The sequence below is a fragment of the Rhodobacter sp. SY28-1 genome (genome assembly GCF_005222785.1).
Taxonomy (GTDB): domain Bacteria; phylum Pseudomonadota; class Alphaproteobacteria; order Rhodobacterales; family Rhodobacteraceae; genus Tabrizicola.
Genome location: NZ_STGH01000001.1, coordinates 559,986 through 581,035 on the forward strand (window position 1 = coordinate 559,986; position 21,050 = coordinate 581,035).

Genomic DNA, 21,050 nt, shown 5'->3' on the forward strand with positions numbered 1-21,050 from the left:
CGTCGGTTCAACCAGCCTGGTGGAAGACAAACGACCGCATCGAAACCGACCCAAGGTCGATCGCATCGGTCATGAAGGTCAGCTGGTCGCGAGAGTCGGACGCCCCGGCGATGGTCAGCGCGGGCATGTAGTGGTCGACCGTCGGATGCGCCATGCGAAGCAGGCTTCCCAACCCGGCAGTATCGGCCAGCGGCTTCAGATCCCGCGCCTCCAGCCGGTCGGCGAACATCCGGTCGAACTCCAACGCAAAGTCCTGCGGCGCGCCGCCGAACCGCATGGCGCGCAGGTTGTGCACCACGTTCCCGGACCCCAGGATCAGCACACCCCGGTCGCGCAGTTCGGCCAGCGTGCGGCCGACCTCCAGCTGATGCTCCAGCCCCCGGGCCATGTCGATGGACACCTGGAACACCGGCACCTTCGCCTGCGGATACAGGAACCGCAGCACGGTCCAGGCGCCATGGTCCAGACCCCAGGTATCGTCCTCGGCCGAGTGGTGGCTGGCCAGAAGGCTGACCACCTCGCGTGCCAGGTCCGGATTGCCCGGGGCCGGGTAGTCCATCGCATACAGCGCTTCGGGAAAGCCGTAGAAATCGTGGATCGTCTTCGGCAGGTTCGACACATCGACCAGCGTCGTGCCCTGAGTCATCCAGTGGGCCGAGACGACCAGGATCGCCGCCGGTTCCGGCAGGCTTTGCCCCAGCGCGGTCCAGGCCCGGCTGTATTCGGTATCCTCCAGCGCGTTCATCGGGCTGCCGTGGCCCAGAAAGACCACGGGCATCCGGGCTGAAGGCTTCAGCCGGTCGCGCAAGGCATGCAGGTCGGTGATCGCGCTCATGGGTCAGTCCTTTCGATGCGTGGGCCGCCCTGACACGGGCGGCCCGAAGAGGTCAGGCCGTGGCCAGCGCCCGGGCCGAAGGCTTCAGCGCATAGGCACCACTGCCGAGCAGCGCGATAGCCCCTTGCACGATGGCCCAGAACAGCGGGAATTCCCAGCCGCCGCCTTCGCTGGAAAACACCCAGCCGTTGCCCGAATGCACCCAGACAGCACCCAGCAGCACCGCGATCAGCGCCAGCGACACCGCGCGGGTGCCAACGCCCAGGATCAGGGCGATACCGCCGCCGACCTCGGCCAGGATGGTCAGATAGGCCAGAAACCCGGGCAGGCCGAGGCTTTCGAAATAGCCGACGGTGCCGGGGATGGTGAAGACGAAGACCTTCATCAGCCCGTGGGCGATGAACAGCGCACCGCTGGTCACGCGAAGGATCAAGGCGGCGTAGTCGGAATTGGGGGTCATCTCAGGGTCCTTTCCAGTGGCCGCACATCGGGCGGCGTCATGTCGCGAGCCTTAGCTAAGTCTTGACCCACCGACATGAAATGGCGAAGTTATGGAATGACTATCCACAGTATGTTCCGAATAGCGCCTTGGACCTGATCGATGAACTCCGCGCCTTCGTGGCCACCGCGCAGACCGGGTCCTTCACGTCGGCGGCGGAACAACTGGGCACGTCGAACCGCCTGACCTCGAAATACGTCGCGGGGCTGGAGGGTCGGCTGGGCGTTCGCCTCCTCCAGCGCACCACCCGCAAAGTCGGCCTGACCCCGGCGGGCGAGGATCTTCTGGCCCGCGCGCCCGCCCTCCTCGACGATCTCGATGACCTGATCGGCGGCGTCACCGAAGGCTCGCAGGGGTTTGCCGGCGTGATCCGCATCTCAGCCTCGGTCACCTTCGGCGAGATCTATGTCGCGGGCCTGCTGGAGCGTTTTGGCCGACTGCATCCTGCGCTGTCCTTCGACCTCAGGCTGGATGACCGCCATGTCGATCTGGCCACCGATGGCATCGACCTCGCCTTCCGCCTGGGCCAGACCGACACCCAATCCGTCAAGGCGCGCAAGCTGGGCAGCTTTGGCTCGGTCCTGGTCGCCAGCCCCGACTATCTGGCCCGCAGGGGCACCCCCGAAACCCCTGCAGACCTGGCCCGGCACGACTGCATCCTTGACACAAATCGCCGCGCGGCCCGGCGCTGGGCCTTCGGCGACGAGGCCGCCACCGTCCAGGGCCGCTACAGAGTGAACTCCGCCCGCGCCGCCGTCGAGCTTGCCGCGAAAGGGCAGGGCCTCGCCTACGCCCCGCGCTTTGCCCTGCAAGACGCACTGGCCGCGGGCAGCGTGATCCCAGTCCTGACCGATTACCAAGGCGAGGTCGGCACCCTGAACGCCGTCTATCTGGAAGGCCGCGTCCTGCCGCGCAAGGTCCGCGCGCTGATCGACTTCGCGGCGGAAGACATCCGCAGCGCCGACATCCTGTAGCTACTTGCTTGACTGCCGGATCATCAGTTCGGGCCGGATCGCCACGGTCGCAGGCCCGGCCTGCCGCCCGTCCAGCACATCAAGGATCAGCGCCGCCGCCCGTGCCCCGATCTCGCGCGGGAAGGGGTTGATCGTGGTCAGCGCCGGGACAGACACTTCGGCAATCTCATAGTCGCCGAAGCCCGCGATCCAGATGTCGCCCGGCACCGCCACCCCCCGCCGTTGACATTCCGTCAGCGCCCCAAAGGCCGACAGGTCCGACACGCAGATCACCGCCTGGGTGTCCGGCAGCCAGTCCAACAGCCGCCCCATCGCATCCGCCCCTTCGCGCATCGAAATCGGCGGAGCGCCCGCGTCGATCAATCGGCTTGCATCCAGCCCCTGCGCCCGCATCGCCGCGACAAAGCCTTCGCGCCGGTCGGTGCCCCGCGTGTCGCGGTCGGCATCGCCGCCGATAAAGGCGATCCGCTGCGCGCCTTGCGCCACGAAATGGTCGATCATCCCGCGCACCGCCTCGGCGTTGGAAAAGCCCACGACATGCCCGATCGGATCGGCGGGTAGGTCCCAGGTCTCGATCACCGGGATGCCCGCACTGTCCAGCAGGCGCCGGGTGCGCGGCGTATGCTTGCCCCCGGTCACCACGATGGCCTCCGGCCTCCGGCGCAGCAGCTGTTCCACCAGCCGCTCCTCCTCGTGGATGTCATAATCGGTGTAGCCCAGCAGAATCTGCAGCCCCCGCGCCTTCAGCCCCTCGGACAGGCCCCGGAGGGTTTCAGCAAAGTTGGCGTTGTTGATCGACGGGATGGTGACCGCGACGAAATCCGTGCGCTGAGACCTCAACGACGACGCCGTCGAGTCGAAGACATAGCCGATCCCCTCGGCCGCCTGCAGGATCGCATCCCGGGTCGCCTCGCTGACCGAACTGTCCCGCTTGAAAGCCCGGCTGACCGTCATCGGCGACACCCCGGCAATGCGGGCGACATCGGCCATGGTCGGGGTCTTGCGCGGTTGCGTCATGGCCTGAGCTTACGTTACCCCTGACCGGAATCCAGCACCGGCGCAAAGGACTGCGCCGCAGTGACATGGTGGTGGATGCGCCCGGTGAAGTGCCGCGCCAGAACCGCCTCGGTCGCCGCGCGCCCCTCCTTGCGGATCGGATGGGCCAGAAAGGCCTCCACCGTTGCCAGGTCGGGCCAGTCGATGGCCAGGATCAGCGGGTATTCCGGAGCGCCCTCATCCCGGTCCTCGGAAAAAGTGACATGGATCGCCAGCGCCCCCGGAAACCGCCGCCAGACCGGCAGGATTTCCGCCAGCACGTCGCGGCGGAAGGCCTCCTCATGCCCTTCGTGCAGGGTCCCCTCGAACAGCGCATACCGCGTAATCATGCCAAGTCCTTTCCGGGTCCCCAGTCTTTTCGAACAGCAAAGAATTCCATCAGCGCGGCCTGATCCTCGCCCCCCAGACCCGCCGCCGTCAGCATCCGGTGCACCTCGGCGCACAGCGCGGTCAGCGGCATCGCCGTCCCGGTCGCCCGCGCCAGATCGGCGGCCCCGTTCAGGTCCTTGACCATGTTGTCGATCCGCCCCGTCCGCCGGTAATCCCGCGCGGCCATGCGCGGCATGTATTCCTGCAGGATCGCCGAATCCGCCCGGCCCCCCGCCAAGGCCTGTGGGATCATCGCCGCATCGACCCCCGCCGCCTCGGCCAGAGCGGTCGCTTCGGCCACCGCGAGGAACCCAAGGCCGCACAGCACCTGGTTGATAAGCTTCGTCGTCTGCCCCGCCCCCGGCCCGCCCATCCGCGTCTGGTTCGACGCCACGCCCGCCAGCACTGCCTGAGCTTCGGCCACATCCTCCGGCTCGCCGCCCTGCATCAGCGTCAGCTCGCCCGTGGCCGCCTTCGGGATGCCGCCCGACAGCGGGCTGTCCACCCAGCGCAAGCCCTTCGCCTGCGCCTCGGCGGCCAGTGCCTTTGTCGCCACCGGATCGATCGAGGACATGTCGATGACCAGCGCTCCGGGATCAGCACCTTCGGCCACGCCCCCCGGCCCGAACACCGCCGCCCGCACGATATGGGCGGCGTTCAGCGACAGGATCACCGCCCGCGCCCCCCGCGCCGCTGCCGCCGCCGAAGTGGCCGCCGTCGCGCCAAGCTCGGTCAGCGCCGCCACCTTCACCGGGTCAAGGTCAAACACGCGCAACTCGGCGCCCGTCGCCACCAGCCGAGCGCCAATGGCCCCGCCCATCGCTCCGGCTCCGATCAGGGCCAGGGTCATGGCTCTCCTCCATCAAGCTTGGCCAGCACTGCCTCAACAATGGCCGCCAAAGACTGGTCGATATCCACCGTCACCGCTTCGTCCGGCCCCGGGGCCTCCAGAGCCGCGAACTGGCTGTCCAAGAGCGAGGTCGGCATGTAATGCCCGGTCCGCGCCGCCATCCGCGCCGCGATCACTTCGCGGCTGCCCGCCAGATGCACCAACCGCACTGGCCCCCCGGCCCCCTGCCGTATTCGATCCCGATACACCCGCTTCAGCGCCGAGCAGCCCACGATGACCGGAGCCCCAGACGCCAGCACCCCCGCCACCCGGTCCAGCCAGGGCCAACGGTCCGCATCAGTCAAGGGAACCCCCGCCCGCATCTTCTCCACCGCTTCCGGCGTGTGCAGGTCATCCCCATCGCGATACGGCACCCCCAGCCGCTCCGACAGGCCTTCGCCCACCGACGACTTCCCGCAGCCCGCCACCCCCATGATGACGACACGCAAGCTCATAGCGACGCCGTGATCCCGCCGTCGACATACAGGATATGCCCGTTCACGAAACTCGACGCGTCCGAGGACAGGAACACGCAGGCCCCCTGCAATTCCTCCACCTTCCCCCAACGCCCCGCCGGTGTCCGCTTCTCTAGCCAGGCGCTGAAAGCCGGGTCCGCCACCAGAGCCGCGTTCAGCGGAGTATCGAAATATCCGGGAGCAATCGCGTTGCACTGCAACCCATGCTTCGCCCAGTCCGTCGCCATCCCCTTGGTCAGGTTCCCCACCGCCCCCTTGGTCGCCGTGTAGGGCGCGATCCCGGGCCGAGCCAAGGCGGTCTGCACCGAGGCGATGTTGATGATCTTCCCCCGCCCCCGCGCAATCATGTGCCGCGCGACGGCTTGCCCGACGTGGAATACGCTCGCGATATTAGTCTGCAACAACCGCTCGAACGCCTCCGCCGGAAACTCCTCCAACGGCGCGCGGTGCTGCATCCCGGCGTTGTTCACCAGGATGTCGATAACCTTCCCCGAAGCCTCGAACGCATCCACCGCCGCCCGGACACCCTCATGGTCGGTCGCATTGAAAGCCAAAGTCTCCGCTCCGGCAATCCGCACCGCCGCAGCGGCCAGCTTCCCCGCATCCCGCCCGTTCAGCACGACCTGCGCCCCCGCCTCGGCCAGTCCTTGCGCCAACGCAAAGCCGATCCCCTGCGACGACCCGGTAATCAGCGCCCGCCGCCCCGTCAGATCGAACAGCCGATGTCCCATGCCCCGCGTCCCCTCACTTCGCTCTCGACAAGCGCGTTTCGACTCGTTTATGTTATCGATAACACACCCTGTCAAGCGCGCTGAGGACAAGAATGACCAAACCCCATGTCCTGCAAGTCGGCCCGTATCCAGAGTGGGACCAGACCCCCCTCGACACCGCCTACACCATCCACCGCTGGTGGGAGGCCGCCGACAAGGACGAGCTGCTGGCCAAGGTCGGCCCAGAGGTCCGCGCCATCGCCACCCGGGGCGACTTGGGAGCCTCCGAGGCGATGATCGCCGCCTGTCCGAAGCTGGAGATGATCTCGGTCTTTGGCGTCGGCTATGATGCGGTGCACCTTGCCAGCTGCCGGGCGCGGGGGATCAAGGTCTCGAACACCCCCGACGTCCTGACCGACGATGTGGCCGACCTTGCCGTGGCGATGCTGCTGTCCCTGGTGCGACGGGTGGTCCCGGCCGAGGCCTGGGTCCGCTCTGGCGACTGGGCGGCCAAGGGCAACCCTCCGCTGACCCGCAAGGTGTCAGGCACCCGTGCGGGTATCCTTGGTCTGGGCCGGATCGGCGCGGCCATCGCCCGGCGCTGCCAGGGTTTCGGCATGCAGATCGCCTATTCCGCCCGCAGCCCCAAACCAGGGGCCGAGGGCTGGACCTACATCCCCGACGCCGCCGAATTGGCCCGCAACTGTGACCACCTCTTCGTCGCCCTCGCCGCCACGCCGGAGACCCGGCACATCGTCAATGCCGACGTCCTCAAGGCCCTTGGCCCCGATGGCACCGTCATCAACATCAGCCGCGCCGCCAACGTGGACGAAACGGCCCTCCTCGACGCCCTCGAAGGCGGCCACATTGCCGGGGCCGCGCTCGACGTCTTCGAAGGTGAGCCGAACCTCAATCCCCGCTTCCTGTCGGCCCCGAATGTCCTCCTCCAACCCCACCACGGCTCGGGCACCGTCGACACCCGCAAGGCGATGGGCAAGCTGATGCGCGACAACCTGACCGCCCATTTCGCCGGTCAGCCCCTCGTCACCCCGGTCGCGCTATGAAGGCCATCGTCATCCACGCCGCCAAAGACCTGCGGATCGAGGACCGCGAGGTCGAACCCCTGAACCCCGGCCAACTCCGCCTCCGCCTCGCCACCGGAGGCGTCTGCGGCTCGGACCTGCACTACTACAACCACGGCGGCTTCGGGGCCGTGCGGCTCAAGGAACCGATGATCCTCGGCCACGAGGTTTCCGCTTACGTCGAAGACCCCGGCACCACCGCATTCGCCAAAGGCCAGCTCGTCGCCGTCTCCCCCTCCCGCCCCTGCGGCACCTGCAAGTTCTGCCTGGAAGGCCTGCCCAACCAGTGCCTCAACATGCGCTTCTACGGCAGCGCCATGCCCTTCCCCCACATCCAGGGCGCCTTCCGCGAAATCCTTGTGGCCGACGCCAGCCAATGCGTCGACGCGACCGGCCTGACCGCAGGCGAGGCCGCAATGGCCGAACCCCTCGCTGTCACCCTCCACGCCACCACCCGCGCGGGCGGAATGCTTGGGAAACGCGTCCTTGTCACCGGCTGCGGCCCCATCGGCGTCCTCTCCATCCTCGCCGCCCGCCGCGCCGGGGCCGCGGAAATCGTCGCGACCGATCTGTCCGACTTCACCCTGTCCCTTGCCGCGAAAGTCGGCGCCGACCGCACCATCAACACCGCCAAGGACCCCGACGCCCTTGGCCAATACACCCCCGACAAGGGCTATTTCGACGTCCTCTACGAATGCACCGGAGTCGCCGCCGCGCTCGCCAGTGGCATCGCCGCGATGCGCCCGCGCGGAGTGATCCTCCAACTCGGTCTCGGCGGTGACATGACGCTCCCGATGATGGCGATCACCGCCAAGGAGTTGGACCTGCGCGGCAGCTTCCGCTTCCACCCCGAATTCGCCGTGGGCGTCGGTCTGATGCAAAAGCGCCTGATCGACGTGAGGCCCCTCATCACCCACACTGTCCCGCTGGCCCAGGCCGAAGACGCCTTCCGCCTCGCCTCGGACCGCAGCCAGGCGATGAAAGCCCAGATCGTCTTCTCGGGTTGACCTCGCATCCTGATAGCGCGAACCCTTCGCCCAAACGACACCGGCTGGAAGGAGCCTGCCCATGTCATTCTTCGAAATCCACGACCCGGCCTTCGCCAGCTTCGTCATGGGCAATGCACCCCTGAAACGCCTGGCGACCGGGTTCGACTGGGTCGAAGGCCCGGTCTGGTTTGGCGATCAGAACTGCCTGCTCTTCTCCGACATCCCGAACAACCGCATCCTCCGCTGGTCCGAGGACGGAGTGACCACCTTCCGCCAGCCCTCGAACTACGCCAACGGCCACACCCGCGACCGGCAGGGGCGGCTGCTCAGCTGCGAACATGGCGCCCGCCGCGTCACGCGAACGGAATGGGACGGCAGCCTCACCGTCATCGCCGACAGCTACCAGGGCAAACCCCTGAACAGCCCCAATGACGTGATCGTGGCCAAGGACGGCGCGATCTGGTTCACCGACCCGCACTACGGGATCATGACCGACTACGAAGGCTTCAAGTCGCCGCAGGAACTGCCCTGCTCGGTCTACCGCGTTGATCCCTCGGGCCAGATCGAGGCTGTCATCACCGACATGGCCTGCCCGAACGGCCTGGCCTTCAGCCTGGACGAAAGCCTCCTCTACGTCGCCGATACCGGGCGGATGTTCAGCAAAGACCCCCAGCACATCAAGGTCTTCGACATGGTCGCAGGCCGTCCGACGAACGGCCGTGTCTTCCACAGCATCGACAAGGGCTGCGCCGACGGCATCCGGCTGGATGCGGACGGCAACCTCTGGTCCTCGGCGGGCGACGGCGTCCATTGCATCGCGCCCGACGGGCGGCTGTTGGGCAAGATCCTCGTCCCCGAGACCGTCTCGAACATCTGCTTCGGCGGCCGCGCCAAGCATCGGCTGTTCATCACCGCGACGACCAGCCTCTATTCCGTGATCCTGAACCGCAAGGGCGTGCAATGGCCATGAAACCGCAAACCGGCCTGATCGGCCTTGGCACCATGGGAGCCGCCCTCGCGCTGAACATCGCCGAAAAGGGCTTTCCCATCGCCGTCTGGAACCGCACAACCAGCGTCACACACGCCTTCAAGGCCGACGCGGGGCCCCTGGCCTCCCAGATCACCCCCACCGACACCCTTGCCGACCTCGTTGCCGCGCTCCAACCCCCGCGAGCGATCATCCTGATGGTCCCCGCAGGCCCCGCCGTAGATGACATGCTGACGGCGCTGACCCCGCACCTTGGCCCGGATGACCTGGTGATCGACGCGGGCAACGCCAACTTCCACGACACCAACCGCCGCACTGCCGCTGGTCTCCCCTTCCGCTTCATGGGCATCGGGGTTTCCGGTGGCGAGGAAGGCGCGCGCCACGGCCCTGCCATCATGGCCGGCGGCAATCCGGAGGACTGGACCCGCATGGCCCCGGTCCTGCAGGCCATCGCCGCAAGGGCCGAAGACGGCACCCCCTGCGCCGACCACATGGGGCAGGCCGGGGCAGGGCACTTCGTCAAGGCCGTCCACAACGGCATCGAATACGCCGACATGCAGATGATCGCCGAGGTCTACGGCGTCATGCGCGACGGTCTTGGCATGACTGCGCCCCAGATCGCCCCGGTCTTCGCCCGCTGGAACGAAGGCACCCTTCGCTCCTACCTTGTCGAGATTTCCGCCGCCGTCGCCGCCGCCACCGATCCCATAGTCAAAGGCCCGCTTCTCGACATGATCGTCGATGCCGCCGGGCAAAAGGGCACCGGCCGCTGGACCGCGATCGAGGCGCAGAACCTCGCCGCCCCGATCCCGGTGATCGAAGCCGCCGTCATGGCCCGCAACGTCTCGGCCCGCCGTGACGAACGCGCCAAGGGCGAGGCGCTTTACGGCCCCGCCCCGCAGCGGGCCGATGTCTCTCTCGACGACCTCGAAAACGCCCTCATCGCCGGAAAGATCCTCTGCTATGCCCAAGGCTTCGCGATGCTGACCGCCGCTGCCAAGGACTTCGGCTGGGCGCTCGACATGCCCGCCATCGCACGGGTCTGGCGCGCGGGCTGCATCATCCGTTCGGCCATGCTGAACGACATGGCGACCGCCTTGGCCGAGGACCCAGCCCGCAACCTGATGCTCGCCCCGTTCTTCGCCGACCACCTGCGCCGGTCCGTCCCCGCCCTTCGTCGCGTCGTCGCCGCAGGCGCACTCAACGGCCTCGGCCTGCCCGCGCTGTCCTCGGGCCTTGCGTGGTTCGACCTGATGCGCACCGCGCGCGGGACCTCAAACATGATCCAGGGCCAGCGCGACTTCTTCGGCCTGCACGGGTTCCAGCGGCTGGACGGTTTGGACCACCCACACGGACCCTGGGCGCACGGTTAAACCGATTTCTTCAAAGAAATCGGGCCGGAGCCTTCAAAGGCTCCGTCACGGAACTTCTGAAAATTCCGCTCCCAGCTACCCCGTCTCCCCCGGCACCAACCGGGTCGGGACCACCGTCACCTCCTGCCCGGCCTCCCCCTTCAACCGCGCCACCAGCGCCTCCGCCGCCGCCTTCCCAATGGCCGTCGTCGGCACCACCGTCGTCGTCAGCCGCTTCGGCAGGATCGACGCCGCCTCCATCCCGCCCCAACCGGCAATCCCCAGATCCTCTGGCACGCGGATGCCCTTGGCCTGCGCATAGGCAAGGCCCCCGACCGCCATGTCGTCGTTGTGGAAATAGACCACGTCCAGGTCCGGCGTCCGCGCCAGCAGGGTCTCCAACCCGTAGTAGCCCGCATAGAACCCCGGCATGTCCAGCAGAACCTCGCGGTCGACCAGCGGCGCACCCGCCTGCGCCAACACCGCCTGAAACCCCTCCAGCCGCGCCTGTCCCATCACGTCCGCCCGCGCCAAAGCGCCCACATATCCCGCCCGCCGCCGCCCCCGCCGCAGCAGGAATTGCCCCATCTCCACCCCGCAGTCGTAGTGCGAGAACCCCACCGACATGTCGATGGGAGAGGTCGTCAGGTCCCAGATCTCCACTACCGGCACCGCCACCTGCCGCAACAGGTCCACCGTCGCCGTCGAGTGGTTCCGCCCCGACAGAATCAGCCCCGCCGGACGCCAGCTGGCGATCTGGCGGACCCAGGCTTCCTCCTCGGCGGTCGAATGGTTGTTGGCCCCGATCATCAGCTGGTATCCAAGCCGACTTAACGCCCGATCCACCCCGTCCAGCACATGCGCAAACAGGCCCGATGTCAGGCGCGGCACGCACATGCCCACAAGCGTGCTGGCCTGATACGACCCAAAGGCCGCCGCCAGCTTGTTCGGAACATATCCCAATCTTTCCGCGACCTTGACCACCCGATCCCGCGTGTCGTCGGAAAAACCCGTGCCTCCGCGCAAGACGCGGCTGACCGTCATCTTCGACACCCCCGCCGCCTTGGCGATGTCCTCCAGATTGGCCTTCATCCGCTCCTCATGTTATCGATAACTTTCCGCTTGACTCAAAAGGCCCTCAGGCTCAGGTTAGGCTACGTTACCGGTAAACCTGACGCAAGATCAGGCGCGCCCGGGAAGGGAGGAACCTGCCATGCAACCGTCGTCCGACGGCCTGTTCTTCGACCGCATCGTCAAGTCCTTCGGCGGGACGAAGGCGCTGAAAGGCGTGTCGCTGAAGGTCGCGCGCGGTGAGATCGTGGCGCTTCTCGGCGAAAACGGCGCGGGCAAATCGACCCTCATCAAGGTCCTCGGCGGCATCCACCGCCCCGACGAAGGCGGCGTGTTGATCGACGGCACGCCTTACGCCCATGAGGCCGGGAAATCCGGCGGCCAGAAGGTCGCCTTCATCCACCAGGACCTCGGCCTGATCGACTGGATGAGCGTCGCCGAAAACATCGCCCTTTCGCTCGGCTACGTCCGCAGCAAGGGCCGCATCGACTGGACCGCGACCGAGGCCCTCGCTGATGAGGCGCTCAAACTCGTCAAGGCCGAATTCCCCGCCACCGCCCGCGTCTCCAGCCTGACCCGCACACAGAAATCCCTCGTCGCCATCGCCCGCGCCCTTGCCGCCGATTGCGACTTCCTCGTCCTCGACGAGCCCACCGCCAGCCTTCCCGCCGACGAAGTCGAGCTTCTCTTCGACGCCCTCCGCCCGCTGAAGGCAAAGGGCGTCGGCATGATCTACGTCTCTCACCGCCTGGACGAAATCTTCCGCATCGCCGACCGCGTCGCCGTCCTTCGCGACGGCCAGATGGTCGGCATGCGCCCCGTCGAACACACCACGCCCGAGGAGCTTGTCTCCCTCATCGTTGGCCGCAAAGCGCGCGAAATCGCCCGCCCCCCGGTCCAGGACGGCCCCGCGATCCTCGACGTGCAAAGCCTCAAAACCCCCGCCGTCGGCCCCGTCAGCTTCCAGATCAAGCGCGGCGAACTTCTCGGCCTCGCAGGCCTCCGTGGAGCGGGCCACGAAGATATCGGCCGCGCCCTGTTCGGCGTCATCCCGCACGCGGGCAAGATCACCCTCGACGGCAAAGAACCCAACCTCGCCACCCCGCAAACCGCCATGCGCTCCGGCATCGGCCTTGTCGCCCGCGACCGCGTCGGCGAAAGCGTCGCCCCCGGCATGGCCATCCGCGAGAATGCTTTCCTCAACCCCTCCGCCACCGGGCGCGGGCTCCTGTCCCTCATGTCCGCTGGCACGGAAGAAGCCAAGGCAAAGGCCATCGGCACCCGCGTCGGCCTGTCGCCCAACGACCCCACCCTCGCCATCGAAGCCCTCTCGGGCGGCAACCAGCAAAAGGTTGTCGTCGGCCGCTGGCTCGACAGTGGACGCCGCCTCCTCGTGACCGAAGACCCCACCGCAGGCGTCGACGTGGGAGCGAAGGCCGAGATCTACCACCTCCTCTACCAGGCCCTCGCCTCTGGCATGGGGGTCCTCGTCGTCTCCACCGACTTCGAGGAGATCGCCAACATCTGCCACCGCGCCATCGTGTTCAGCCGGGGCCTGCCCGTCGCCGAACTGACCGGCGTCGAACTTTCCACCGAATCCCTGATCCAGGCCGCATCGGCCGGTGAAGCCGCCTGAGGACCAAGATGCCCGGTATCGAATCCAACGCCGTCGAACCTACCAAGGACGAACTCCGCGGCCTCTCCACCGGGCAGAAACTGCTCCGCCTCGCCCCGACCTATGGCCTCGTCATCCTGATGGTCGCGCTGATCCTGTTCTTCTCGGTCCTCCTGCCCAACACCTTCCCGACACTTCTGAACCTTCGCTCCATCCTGTCCGACAAGGCGATCATCGCGCTCCTGTCCCTCGCCGCGATGATCCCCATGGTCGCAGGCCGCATCGACCTGACCGTGGGCTACGGCATCGTCCTCTGGCACATCCTCGCCATCAGCCTGCAGACCATGTACGGCCTCCCCTGGCCCATCGCCGTCGCCGTCGTCCTGATCCTTGGCATCATCGTCGGAGCCCTCAACGGCCTCCTCGTCGAAGTCGCCCGCATCGACAGCTTCATCGCCACCCTCGGCACCGGCACGATCCTCTACGCCCTCGCGCTCTGGCACACCGGGGGCCGCCAGATGGTCGGCCAACTCCCCGACGCCTTTTACGCCATCAACGGCACCTTCGTCTTCGGCCTGCCGATCACCGCCTTTTACGTCCTTGCGATCACCCTGATCCTCTGGGTCGTCCTCGATTACACCCCCATCGGCCGCTACCTCTATGCCATCGGCGCGAACCAGCGCGCGGCGGAACTGAACGGCATCCCCACCCGGAAATTCGTCATCGGGGCCTTCGTGACCTCCGGCGCGCTGACCGCCCTCGCCGGGGTCCTCCTCGCCTCGAAACTCCGCATCGGCCAGGCCTCGGTCGGCCTCGAATTCCTGCTCCCCGCCCTCGTCGGGGCCTTCCTCGGCTCCACCACCATCAAGCCCGGTCGGGTCAATGTCTGGGGCACCATCGTCGGCGTGATGATCCTCGCCGTCGGCATCTCGGGCATCCAGCAGTTCGGCGGGTCGTTCTGGGTCGAGCCCTTGTTCAACGGCACCACGCTTCTCATCGCCATCGGCATCGCCGGATACGCCCAGCGCAAGAAGGGCGCGAAATCGAAATAACTACAGCATGTTAGGGAGGAACCACCAATGCTGAAACGGACCCTGCTTCAAACCCTTCTCGCGGGCACAGCCCTGGCCTTCACCGGCTTCGGAGCTTTCGCGCAAGACGCCTTCGACGGCCCCACGACCGGCCCCAAAGCCGCCGAGGGCAAGACCATCGTCGTCCTCGCTGCCGACCTGAAGAACGGCGGTATCCTGGGCGTCACCACCGGCATCGAGGAAGCCGCCGCCAAGATCGGCTGGGAGGTCAAAGTCCTAGACGGCGCAGGCTCGGTGCAAAGCCGCTCGGCCGCCGTGGGCCAGGCCCTGGCGCTGAACCCGGCTGGCATCGTCATCAACGGCTTCGACGCCGCTGAACAGGCTGCTGCCCTTGAAGGCGTGACCGCTGCGGGCATCCCGATGGTCTCCTGGCACTCAGGCCCGAAGATCGGCTGCGACGCCCCGGGCGGCATCTTCGCCAACGTGTCCACCGACGCGATGACCGTGTCCGACGTGGCCGCGAAATGGGCGCTGGATGACGCGGGCGGCAAGCCGGGCGTGGTGATCTTCACCGATTCCACCTACCAGATTGCCATCGACAAGGCCGACCGGATGAAGGCCGCCATCGAGGCCGGGGGCGGCACCGTCCTTGAATATGTCGACACGCCCATCGCCGAAACCTCGACACGCATGGGGCCGCTCACCACCACCCTTCTGCAAAAGCATGGCGCGGCCTGGACCCATTCGCTGGCGATCAACGACCTGTACTTCGACTTCATGGGGCCGTCGCTCGCCGCAGCCGGGATCGACGGCAAGGGCGCGCCCAAGGCGGGTTCGGCAGGTGACGGTTCGGAAGCCGCCTTCCAGCGCATCCGCACCGGGCAGTATCAGGCCGTGACCGTGGCTGAACCCCTGAACCTGCAGGGCTGGCAGCTGGTGGACGAACTGAACCGCGCCGTCCAGGGTGAGGCCTGCTCGGGCTACATCACCGCGCCTGCGCTGGTGACCGAAGAGGGTCTGGCGGGCACCGAAGGCAACGCCTTCGACCCAAACAATGGCTACCGCGAGGCCTATGCCGCGATCTGGGGCAAGTAAGCCCATCTGGCGCTGGCGGGACCCCTCGCCAGCGCTACCCCCGGCCCGATGTACCCAAGCCCCGGAACATTGCCCGCGCCGCCTGCATCACCGGGTCTTCCGTATCCTTCAGGATCGCAATCCGGTCGAACCGCGCCGGGTCGCGGGCAACCGCCTCGCGCAGTGCCGCGCCGAACACCATCCGCAACTCCGTCCCGATGTTGAACTTGGCTATCTGCGACCCCGCCGCCAAAGCCGCGCGCTGATCTTCCGGCACCCCCGACCCGCCGTGGATCACCAGTGGCACAGAGGTCGCCGCCTCGATCCGGCGGATCAGCCCGAGGTCCAGCCCCTGACCTGCGCCCGTCTGCAGGTGCACATTCCCCACGGACACCGCCAGCGCGTCCACCCCGGTTTCGCACACGAACCGCGCCGCCTCCTCAGGATCGGTTCCGGTCGAGGCTTTCCCCCCGGCATAGCCTACAACGCCCAACTCCCCCTCGCAGGACACCCCCGCCGCATGAGCCAGCGCCACGACCTCGGCCGTCAGGCGGATGTTGTGCTCCAGCGGCAAAGCCGACCCGTCGATCATGACCGAAGTGAACCCCGCCGCAATCGCCGCATGGGCGTCACCCACGGTCAGCCCATGGTCCAGATGCGCCACCACCGGCACCGACGCGTCCTCGGCCAAAGCGCGGAACATCGCCCCCCAGACCGCCACCGGCATATGCGCCCGCGCGCCCGGCCCGGCCTGCAGGATCACCGGCGCCCGCTCTGCCTCGGCTGCACGGACATAGGCCCGTGCGTCCTCCCAGCCCAGACAGACCAGCCCCGGCACCGCATAGCCGCCCGCCAAGGCAGGCCCCAGCACCTCGGCCAGCGTGGCAATCATTTGAACTTCGCTACCATGTCCATGATCCCCGGGATCGTGTGCAGTTGCGCCGCATGGGTCGGCTGGAAATACTGCTTCAGACTGCGCTGCGACTGCCCGCCCAAGATGGTGAAGTAATACATCTCGTACCCCGGCAGCGCGCAGCAGGGGTGATAGCCCTTGTCGATCAGCACGGTGGACCGGTTCATGATGTGATAGGCGTCGCCGGGCTCGTTATCCACCCGCTGCAGCATCTGCATCCCAGACCCATAATCGGGCCGGAAGCGGAAGTTGTAGCACTCGTCATGCCGCGTCTCGTCCGGCAGGCGGTCGGTATCATGCTTGTGCGACGGAAAGCCGGACCAGCCTCCCGCGCCCACCGTGAACAGCTCGCTGACAAGCAGCCGCCCGACCCGGTCGTGATACTTGGTCCCCAGGATATGCTTGATCTTCCGGTGCGTCTTCGTGTCGTCCGACCCGTACTGCACCACATCCAGATCGCCCGACCTGACCGCAAACGGGCTCAGCGCCTCGCCATACTGCGCACCTGCAATGAAGCACTCCGTATCGGTCCGCGCCGTGATCCGCGTGCCCGTGCCCGAGGGCACATAGACCCCCTCCGGCTCGCCATCCCAGACATCAACGCCCCGGTTGCCGATATCCGCAAAGACCTCGCCCGAGACCTCTACCGTCACCGTCCCCGTCGCCGGGACCACGCAGGTCTCATAGCCGGGCGTCTGGTAATCGAAATGCTCACCCGCCTTCAGCCGCACGATGTTGAAGTAGACCAGCGGCACCAGCGGGTCGGCCATGTCGACGATCGCCCGGTTCCGGTTGTCATGCGGAGGAATGTGCATCTTCAAGTCCCTTCGGGGATGGGGCCGGGATGAGCGGCCATGAATTCATCAAGCTTGGGTCCCGTCGGCATCGCCGGCGCACAGCCGACCCGCGCCACGACCATCGCCGCAGCCGCCGACCCGCGCAGCACCGCGTCCCGCACCGGCAGCCCCGCCGCCAGCCCGGCCAGGAAAGCCCCCAGGAAACTGTCTCCCGCCCCGGTCGGCTTCAGGGCCTTTGTCAGATAGATCCCCGTGGCGTACTCACCGTCCGGCGTGATCGTAACCGCGCCCTTCTCGCCCATCTTGTAGACGACGATCTGCGCCCCCTGCCTGACAATATCCCGCGCGACAGCATGCCCGTGTTCGGGATTCCCGGCCAGAACGCCGAACTCCACGTCGTTGCCAACCACGACATCGCACAGCGCAGCCGCCCGGGCATAGACCTGGGCCGCGAAACTCTCCGATGGCCAGGAATAGGGCCGGTAATCCAGATCCAGGATCAACGGCAGCCCCGCCTCCCGCGCCAGGTCAAAGGCCCGGAAACAGGCCGTCCGCGACGGCTCGGCCGCCAGGGCTGTACCCGTGGTGACCAAGGCAGAAAACCCGGCGTAATCCACGGCTTCGACATCGGCTTCCGTCATCGCGAAATCGGCGGCCCCGTTGCGATAGATCACCGACTGGCAGTTCTCAGCCCTTGTCTCCACCACCGCCAGCGAATTGCGCGCCTCGCCGCCCACGACCCGAACATGCCGCCGGTCCACCCCATAGGCGTCCAGCTGCGCCAGGCAGAACCGGCCCACCGCATCGTCCGACACCCGCGTCAGCAGTGCCGCCTTGCACCCCAGACGCACCAAGGCCACCGCGATATTGGCCGAGGACCCGCCCAGATGCGCCGCGAACCGCGTTGCCTCCTCAACCCGGGTTCCGGGAGGGTCGGCGTACAGGTCCATCCCGGCGCGACCAAGCACCAGAAAATTCCGATCCCGCAGCCGCGCAAGCTCTGCCATTCTGTCCCCACCCACGGCGCGTGGCAAAGCCCCCAAAGCGGGGACTTGCGCACCTTCGGAAGTCAGGATACAGATTTTGCAACCGGTTGCAATACATGCCTCGGGGAGGGGGCTGGCGATGGCAGAGATCGGGATCGGGCTGGTTGGTGGCGGCTATATGGGCAAGGCGCATGCCGTGGCCCTGTCCGCCGTTGGCGCGGTCTTCGACACCCCCCTGCGTCCCCGGCTGGAGGTCATCGCCGCGACCAGCGCCGACAGCGCCGAACGCTACCGCAAGGCCTATGGCTTTGCCCGGGGCACGGCGGACTGGCGCGATCTGGTCGCAGACCCCAAGGTGCAGGCCGTCGTCATCGCCTCGCCGCAATCCACCCACCGCGCGATCGCCGAGGCCGCCTTCGCCGCCGGCAAACCCGTCTTCTGCGAAAAGCCGCTTGGGGCCTCGCTGGAAGACGCCAAGGCCATGGTCGCGGCGGCTGAGGCCTCCGGCCTGCCGAACATGATCGGCTTCAACTACGTCCGCGCCCCCGCAACCCAGTTCGTCCGCCAGCTTTTGGCAGAAGGCGCCATCGGCGACGTCACCTGGTTCCGCGGCGAACATACCGAGGATTTCCTCGCCGACCCCGACCTTCCCTCCACCTGGCGCACCAGGGACCGGGCGAACGGCTGCATGGGCGACCTCGCCCCGCATCCGATCAACTGCATGCTGGCGCTTATGGGGCCGGTCGCGGAACTGAGTGCCCGGATCGAGACCGTCCACGCCACTCGCCCCGGCCCCACCGGACCCGAGGCGGTGACCAACGACGACCACGCCCAGCTGATGCTGCGCTTTGCCTCTGGCGTGATGGGCCACCTCTATATCAGCCGCACGGCGACGGGCCGGAAGATGGGCTATGCTTATGAAATCCACGGCACCAAGGGCGGCATCCGCTTTGACCAGGAAGACCAGAACTCCGTCTGGCTCTACCGGGCCAAGGGGCCAGAGGCGACGCGCGGCTACACCCGCATCCTGACCGGCCCGGCGCACCCCGATTTCCTGCCCTTCTGCCAGGGCCCCGGCCACGGCACCGGCTATCAGGACCAGATCATCATCGAGGCCAAGGATTTCCTGACCGCGATTCACACCGGCCAACCCGTCTGGCCCACCTTCCGCGACGGGCTTGCCGTCTGGCAACTGGTCGAGACCGCCTTCCAGTCATCCGACAGCCGCCAATGGCTCGCCGTTCCCCCCACATGAGGACCCAATGACCATCCGCATCGGCAATGCGCCCTGTTCCTGGGGCGTCGAATTCGCAGGCGACCCGCGCAATCCGCCCTGGCGGCAGGTCCTGAAGGACTGCGCCGATGCGGGCTATACGGGGATCGAGCTTGGCCCCATCGGCTACATGCCCGAAGACCCCGCGATCCTGTTCGACGCGCTGGAGGAGAACGGCCTCGACCTGATCGGCGGCGTCGTCTTCCGCCCCTTCCACGACCCCGCCGCCTGGGACGATGTCCGCGACGCCGCCTGGCGCACCTGCCGCGCGCTGACCGCCCACGGCGCGCAGCACCTGGTCCTGATTGACAGCATCTCCCCCCGCCGCGCGCCCACCGCGGGCCGGGCCGGTGCCGCCGAACAGATGGACCACGCCGAATGGGCCGCCTTCCGCGACCGCATCGCCACCATCGCGCGGCTTGGGACCGAGGAATTCGGCCTGACCGTCGGCATCCACGCCCATGCCGCCGGTTTCATCGACTTTGAACCGGAACTCGAACGCCTGCTGGACGAGGTCGACGAGAAGATCCTGAAGATCTGCTTCGACACCGGCCACCACTCCTATGCCGGTTTCGACCCCGTGGCCTTCATGCGCCGCCACATCGACCGCATCTCCTACATGCACTTCAAGGACATCGACCCGAAGGTGAAAGCCGACGTCATCGCCAAAAGCACCGGCTTCTACGACGCCTGCGGCCAGGGCATTTTCTGCAACCTCGGCACCGGAGACGTCGACTTTCCGTCCGTCCGCCAGATCCTCCTTGACGCCGGATATCAAGGCTGGTGCACCGTCGAACAGGATTGTGACCCGACGCTGGACGTCAGCCCAATCGACGACGCGCGCAAGAACCGCGAATACCTGAAATCCATCGGCTTCTGAGGCTCATCATGGCAAAACTGAACTGGGGCATGATCGGTGGCGGCGACGGCAGCCAGATCGGCCCGGCCCACCGGCTCGGTGCCCTTGCCGACGGCCATTTCAACCTGGTCGCCGGGGCCTTCGACCACCGCCCCCGCGAAGGGCGAGAGTTTGCCATGCGCATGGGCGTCGCCACTGACCGCGCCTATGGCGACTGGAAGGAAATGCTGGAAGGCGAACGCAAGCGCGCCGACCGCATCGACCTTGTCACCGTCGCCACCCCGAACTCCACCCATTACGAGATCACCCGCGCGTTTCTGGAGGCCGGGTTCCACGTCTTGTGCGAAAAGCCGATGACCATGACGGTCGAGGAAGGCGAGGACATCACCCGAATCGCCGAACGCACCGGCCGGATCTGCGCGGTCAACTACTGCTATTCCGCCTATCCGATGATCCGCCAGGCCCGCGCCATGGTCCGCAATGGCGACATCGGCAAGGTGCGCCTCGTCGTCACCAACTTCAGCCACGGCCACCACGGCGACGCCACCGACGCGAACAACCCCCGCGTCCGCTGGCGCTATGACCCGGCGATGGCCGGCGTCTCGGGCCAGTTCGCCGACTGCGGCATCCATGCCCTGCACATGGCCAGCTTCATTTGCGATGACGAGGTCGAAAAACTCTCCGCCGACTTCGCCTCAACTATCCCATCGCGCGAACTGGAAGACGACGCCATGGTCAACTTCCGCCTGTCCAAGGGCACCGTGGGTCGCCTCTGGACCTCCTCGGTCGCCATCGGCAGGCAGCACGGGTTCGACATCCAGGTCTTTGGCGAAACCGGTGGCCTGCGCTGGCACTCTGAACAGCCGAACCAGCTGATCTACACCCCCGTTGGCGGCCGCACCCAGATCATGGAAAAAGGCGAAGGCGGGCTTTACGACGACGCTAGGCGCCTTTCCCGCGTCGCCATCGCCCACCCGGAGGGTTTTCCCATGGCCGTCGCCAACATCTACTGCGACCTCGCCGACGCGATAAGGGGAGAGACCCGCGACGGCCTGCCCCTTGCCGCCGCCGGGGTCCGCTCCATGGCCGCCGTCCATGCCGCCGTCGCTTCGGCCAAGGCAGGCGGCACCTGGGTCGACGCCCGCCCGCCCATGTTCCGCTGAGCCACCTCCTCGCTCGACTTCGTCTCCTCCTCGGCAACCTCAGCGAGGA

The 21,050-nt window shown here is 67.1% G+C and carries 22 protein-coding genes; 11 read left to right on the top strand and 11 right to left on the bottom strand.

The window, feature by feature from the left end; genetic code table 11:
• Nucleotides 1-7 precede the first annotated feature (7 nt).
• Together ygiD and E8M84_RS02810 are read right to left on the bottom strand one after the other, a co-directional pair.
• Nucleotides 8-835: a 4,5-DOPA dioxygenase extradiol gene (gene ygiD, locus E8M84_RS02805; RefSeq protein WP_137109650.1), complete on the bottom strand. Its 828-nt coding sequence runs from the start codon at nt 833-835 to the stop codon at nt 8-10.
• Between the two features lie 52 nt (nt 836-887).
• Nucleotides 888-1,295 carry a DoxX family protein gene (locus E8M84_RS02810; protein ID WP_137109651.1) on the bottom strand — a complete coding sequence of 136 codons (408 nt, stop codon included), beginning with the start codon at nt 1,293-1,295 and terminating at the stop codon, nt 888-890.
• A gap of 128 nt (nt 1,296-1,423) precedes the next feature.
• On the opposite strand from E8M84_RS02810, the gene E8M84_RS02815 reads away from it, so the two are divergent.
• Nucleotides 1,424-2,308, top strand: coding sequence for a LysR family transcriptional regulator (locus E8M84_RS02815; RefSeq protein WP_137109652.1), 885 nt, complete (start codon nt 1,424-1,426; stop codon nt 2,306-2,308).
• On the opposite strand, the gene E8M84_RS02820 is transcribed toward E8M84_RS02815, so the two are convergent.
• From E8M84_RS02820 to E8M84_RS02840, 5 genes are read right to left on the bottom strand one after another with little or no spacing between them, the layout of a single operon-like run.
• Entirely contained in the window at nt 2,309-3,325 is a 1,017-nt protein-coding gene (locus tag E8M84_RS02820) for a LacI family DNA-binding transcriptional regulator (protein WP_137109653.1), read from the bottom strand.
• A gap of 14 nt (nt 3,326-3,339) precedes the next feature.
• The gene (locus E8M84_RS02825) at nt 3,340-3,693 is read right to left on the bottom strand and encodes a hypothetical protein (protein ID WP_137109654.1); all 354 of its coding nucleotides are present in this window, start codon (nt 3,691-3,693) and stop codon (nt 3,340-3,342) included.
• Nucleotides 3,690-4,583, bottom strand: a complete 894-nt coding sequence (locus E8M84_RS02830; protein ID WP_137109655.1) for an NAD(P)-dependent oxidoreductase — start codon at nt 4,581-4,583, stop codon at nt 3,690-3,692. The genes E8M84_RS02825 and E8M84_RS02830 overlap by 4 nt, the downstream gene beginning before the upstream one ends.
• Nucleotides 4,580-5,077 carry a gluconokinase gene (locus E8M84_RS02835; RefSeq protein ID WP_137109656.1) on the bottom strand — a complete coding sequence of 166 codons (498 nt, stop codon included), beginning with the start codon at nt 5,075-5,077 and terminating at the stop codon, nt 4,580-4,582. The genes E8M84_RS02830 and E8M84_RS02835 overlap by 4 nt, the downstream gene beginning before the upstream one ends.
• Nucleotides 5,074-5,829, bottom strand: a complete 756-nt coding sequence (locus E8M84_RS02840) for an SDR family oxidoreductase (protein WP_137109657.1) — start codon at nt 5,827-5,829, stop codon at nt 5,074-5,076. Before E8M84_RS02840 ends, E8M84_RS02835 begins: the two co-directional genes overlap by 4 nt.
• A 92-nt stretch (nt 5,830-5,921) precedes the next feature.
• Between E8M84_RS02840 and E8M84_RS02845 the strand changes: the two genes are divergently transcribed.
• From E8M84_RS02845 to gndA, 4 genes are all read left to right on the top strand, one after another.
• The gene (locus E8M84_RS02845) at nt 5,922-6,872 is read left to right on the top strand and encodes a 2-hydroxyacid dehydrogenase (RefSeq protein WP_137109658.1); all 951 of its coding nucleotides are present in this window, start codon (nt 5,922-5,924) and stop codon (nt 6,870-6,872) included.
• The gene (locus E8M84_RS02850) at nt 6,869-7,897 is read left to right on the top strand and encodes an L-idonate 5-dehydrogenase (protein WP_137109659.1); all 1,029 of its coding nucleotides are present in this window, start codon (nt 6,869-6,871) and stop codon (nt 7,895-7,897) included. Before E8M84_RS02845 ends, E8M84_RS02850 begins: the two co-directional genes overlap by 4 nt.
• Before the next feature lie 61 nt (nt 7,898-7,958).
• Entirely contained in the window at nt 7,959-8,849 is an 891-nt protein-coding gene (locus E8M84_RS02855) for an SMP-30/gluconolactonase/LRE family protein (RefSeq protein WP_137109660.1), read from the top strand.
• On the top strand, nt 8,846-10,240 hold the full coding sequence (gndA, locus tag E8M84_RS02860) for an NADP-dependent phosphogluconate dehydrogenase (RefSeq protein ID WP_240790270.1): 1,395 nt from the start codon (nt 8,846-8,848) through the stop codon (nt 10,238-10,240). The genes E8M84_RS02855 and gndA overlap by 4 nt, the downstream gene beginning before the upstream one ends.
• 75 nt (nt 10,241-10,315) lie before the next feature.
• Here gndA and E8M84_RS02865 read toward each other — a convergent pair whose 3' ends face one another.
• Nucleotides 10,316-11,311 carry a LacI family DNA-binding transcriptional regulator gene (locus E8M84_RS02865; protein WP_137109662.1) on the bottom strand — a complete coding sequence of 332 codons (996 nt, stop codon included), beginning with the start codon at nt 11,309-11,311 and terminating at the stop codon, nt 10,316-10,318.
• A gap of 121 nt (nt 11,312-11,432) precedes the next feature.
• Here E8M84_RS02865 and E8M84_RS02870 point away from each other — a divergent pair, with 121 nt between their 5' ends.
• The 3 genes from E8M84_RS02870 to E8M84_RS02880 are packed head-to-tail and all read left to right on the top strand — an operon-like array spanning nt 11,433 to nt 15,031.
• Entirely contained in the window at nt 11,433-12,926 is a 1,494-nt protein-coding gene (locus E8M84_RS02870; RefSeq protein WP_137109663.1) for a sugar ABC transporter ATP-binding protein, read from the top strand.
• Between the two features lie 8 nt (nt 12,927-12,934).
• Nucleotides 12,935-13,957: an ABC transporter permease gene (locus E8M84_RS02875; RefSeq protein ID WP_137109664.1), complete on the top strand. Its 1,023-nt coding sequence runs from the start codon at nt 12,935-12,937 to the stop codon at nt 13,955-13,957.
• A 27-nt stretch (nt 13,958-13,984) separates the two neighbouring features.
• Complete coding sequence (locus E8M84_RS02880; protein WP_137109665.1) at nt 13,985-15,031, top strand: substrate-binding domain-containing protein; 1,047 nt, start codon at nt 13,985-13,987, stop codon at nt 15,029-15,031.
• A gap of 34 nt (nt 15,032-15,065) precedes the next feature.
• Here the strand turns inward: E8M84_RS02880 and E8M84_RS02885 are convergent, their stop codons facing one another.
• From E8M84_RS02885 to iolC, 3 genes are read right to left on the bottom strand one after another with little or no spacing between them, the layout of a single operon-like run.
• Nucleotides 15,066-15,902 carry a class II fructose-bisphosphate aldolase gene (locus E8M84_RS02885; protein WP_137109666.1) on the bottom strand — a complete coding sequence of 279 codons (837 nt, stop codon included), beginning with the start codon at nt 15,900-15,902 and terminating at the stop codon, nt 15,066-15,068.
• Nucleotides 15,899-16,738: a 5-deoxy-glucuronate isomerase gene (locus E8M84_RS02890; protein ID WP_137109667.1), complete on the bottom strand. Its 840-nt coding sequence runs from the start codon at nt 16,736-16,738 to the stop codon at nt 15,899-15,901. Before E8M84_RS02890 ends, E8M84_RS02885 begins: the two co-directional genes overlap by 4 nt.
• A gap of 2 nt (nt 16,739-16,740) precedes the next feature.
• Entirely contained in the window at nt 16,741-17,727 is a 987-nt protein-coding gene (iolC, locus tag E8M84_RS02895; protein WP_137109668.1) for a 5-dehydro-2-deoxygluconokinase, read from the bottom strand.
• Nucleotides 17,728-17,845: 118 nt separating this feature from the next.
• Here iolC and E8M84_RS02900 point away from each other — a divergent pair, with 118 nt between their 5' ends.
• From E8M84_RS02900 to E8M84_RS02910, 3 genes are read left to right on the top strand one after another with little or no spacing between them, the layout of a single operon-like run.
• The gene (locus E8M84_RS02900) at nt 17,846-18,961 is read left to right on the top strand and encodes a Gfo/Idh/MocA family protein (RefSeq protein ID WP_137109669.1); all 1,116 of its coding nucleotides are present in this window, start codon (nt 17,846-17,848) and stop codon (nt 18,959-18,961) included.
• 7 nt (nt 18,962-18,968) lie between these two features.
• On the top strand, nt 18,969-19,859 hold the full coding sequence (locus E8M84_RS02905) for a TIM barrel protein (RefSeq protein WP_137109670.1): 891 nt from the start codon (nt 18,969-18,971) through the stop codon (nt 19,857-19,859).
• Between the two features lie 8 nt (nt 19,860-19,867).
• Nucleotides 19,868-21,001: a Gfo/Idh/MocA family protein gene (locus tag E8M84_RS02910; protein ID WP_137109671.1), complete on the top strand. Its 1,134-nt coding sequence runs from the start codon at nt 19,868-19,870 to the stop codon at nt 20,999-21,001.
• Nucleotides 21,002-21,050 lie beyond the last annotated feature (49 nt).

Excerpts from the sequence above, each read along its gene's own strand:
- ygiD (WP_137109650.1), bottom strand. The coding sequence starts at position 835 with ATGAGCGCGATCACCGACCTGCATGCCTTGCGCGACCGGCTGAAGCCT.
- E8M84_RS02810 (WP_137109651.1), bottom strand. The coding sequence starts at position 1,295 with ATGACCCCCAATTCCGACTACGCCGCCTTGATCCTTCGCGTGACCAGC.
- E8M84_RS02820 (WP_137109653.1), bottom strand. The coding sequence starts at position 3,325 with ATGACGCAACCGCGCAAGACCCCGACCATGGCCGATGTCGCCCGCATT.
- E8M84_RS02825 (WP_137109654.1), bottom strand. The coding sequence starts at position 3,693 with ATGATTACGCGGTATGCGCTGTTCGAGGGGACCCTGCACGAAGGGCAT.
- E8M84_RS02830 (WP_137109655.1), bottom strand. The coding sequence starts at position 4,583 with ATGACCCTGGCCCTGATCGGAGCCGGAGCGATGGGCGGGGCCATTGGC.
- E8M84_RS02835 (WP_137109656.1), bottom strand. The coding sequence starts at position 5,077 with ATGAGCTTGCGTGTCGTCATCATGGGGGTGGCGGGCTGCGGGAAGTCG.
- E8M84_RS02840 (WP_137109657.1), bottom strand. The coding sequence starts at position 5,829 with ATGGGACATCGGCTGTTCGATCTGACGGGGCGGCGGGCGCTGATTACC.
- E8M84_RS02845 (WP_137109658.1), top strand. The coding sequence starts at position 5,922 with ATGACCAAACCCCATGTCCTGCAAGTCGGCCCGTATCCAGAGTGGGAC.
- E8M84_RS02850 (WP_137109659.1), top strand. The coding sequence starts at position 6,869 with ATGAAGGCCATCGTCATCCACGCCGCCAAAGACCTGCGGATCGAGGAC.
- E8M84_RS02855 (WP_137109660.1), top strand. The coding sequence starts at position 7,959 with ATGTCATTCTTCGAAATCCACGACCCGGCCTTCGCCAGCTTCGTCATG.
- gndA (WP_240790270.1), top strand. The coding sequence starts at position 8,846 with ATGAAACCGCAAACCGGCCTGATCGGCCTTGGCACCATGGGAGCCGCC.
- E8M84_RS02865 (WP_137109662.1), bottom strand. The coding sequence starts at position 11,311 with ATGAAGGCCAATCTGGAGGACATCGCCAAGGCGGCGGGGGTGTCGAAG.
- E8M84_RS02870 (WP_137109663.1), top strand. The coding sequence starts at position 11,433 with ATGCAACCGTCGTCCGACGGCCTGTTCTTCGACCGCATCGTCAAGTCC.
- E8M84_RS02875 (WP_137109664.1), top strand. The coding sequence starts at position 12,935 with ATGCCCGGTATCGAATCCAACGCCGTCGAACCTACCAAGGACGAACTC.
- E8M84_RS02880 (WP_137109665.1), top strand. The coding sequence starts at position 13,985 with ATGCTGAAACGGACCCTGCTTCAAACCCTTCTCGCGGGCACAGCCCTG.
- E8M84_RS02885 (WP_137109666.1), bottom strand. The coding sequence starts at position 15,902 with ATGATTGCCACGCTGGCCGAGGTGCTGGGGCCTGCCTTGGCGGGCGGC.
- E8M84_RS02890 (WP_137109667.1), bottom strand. The coding sequence starts at position 16,738 with ATGCACATTCCTCCGCATGACAACCGGAACCGGGCGATCGTCGACATG.
- iolC (WP_137109668.1), bottom strand. The coding sequence starts at position 17,727 with ATGGCAGAGCTTGCGCGGCTGCGGGATCGGAATTTTCTGGTGCTTGGT.
- E8M84_RS02900 (WP_137109669.1), top strand. The coding sequence starts at position 17,846 with ATGGCAGAGATCGGGATCGGGCTGGTTGGTGGCGGCTATATGGGCAAG.
- E8M84_RS02905 (WP_137109670.1), top strand. The coding sequence starts at position 18,969 with ATGACCATCCGCATCGGCAATGCGCCCTGTTCCTGGGGCGTCGAATTC.
- E8M84_RS02910 (WP_137109671.1), top strand. The coding sequence starts at position 19,868 with ATGGCAAAACTGAACTGGGGCATGATCGGTGGCGGCGACGGCAGCCAG.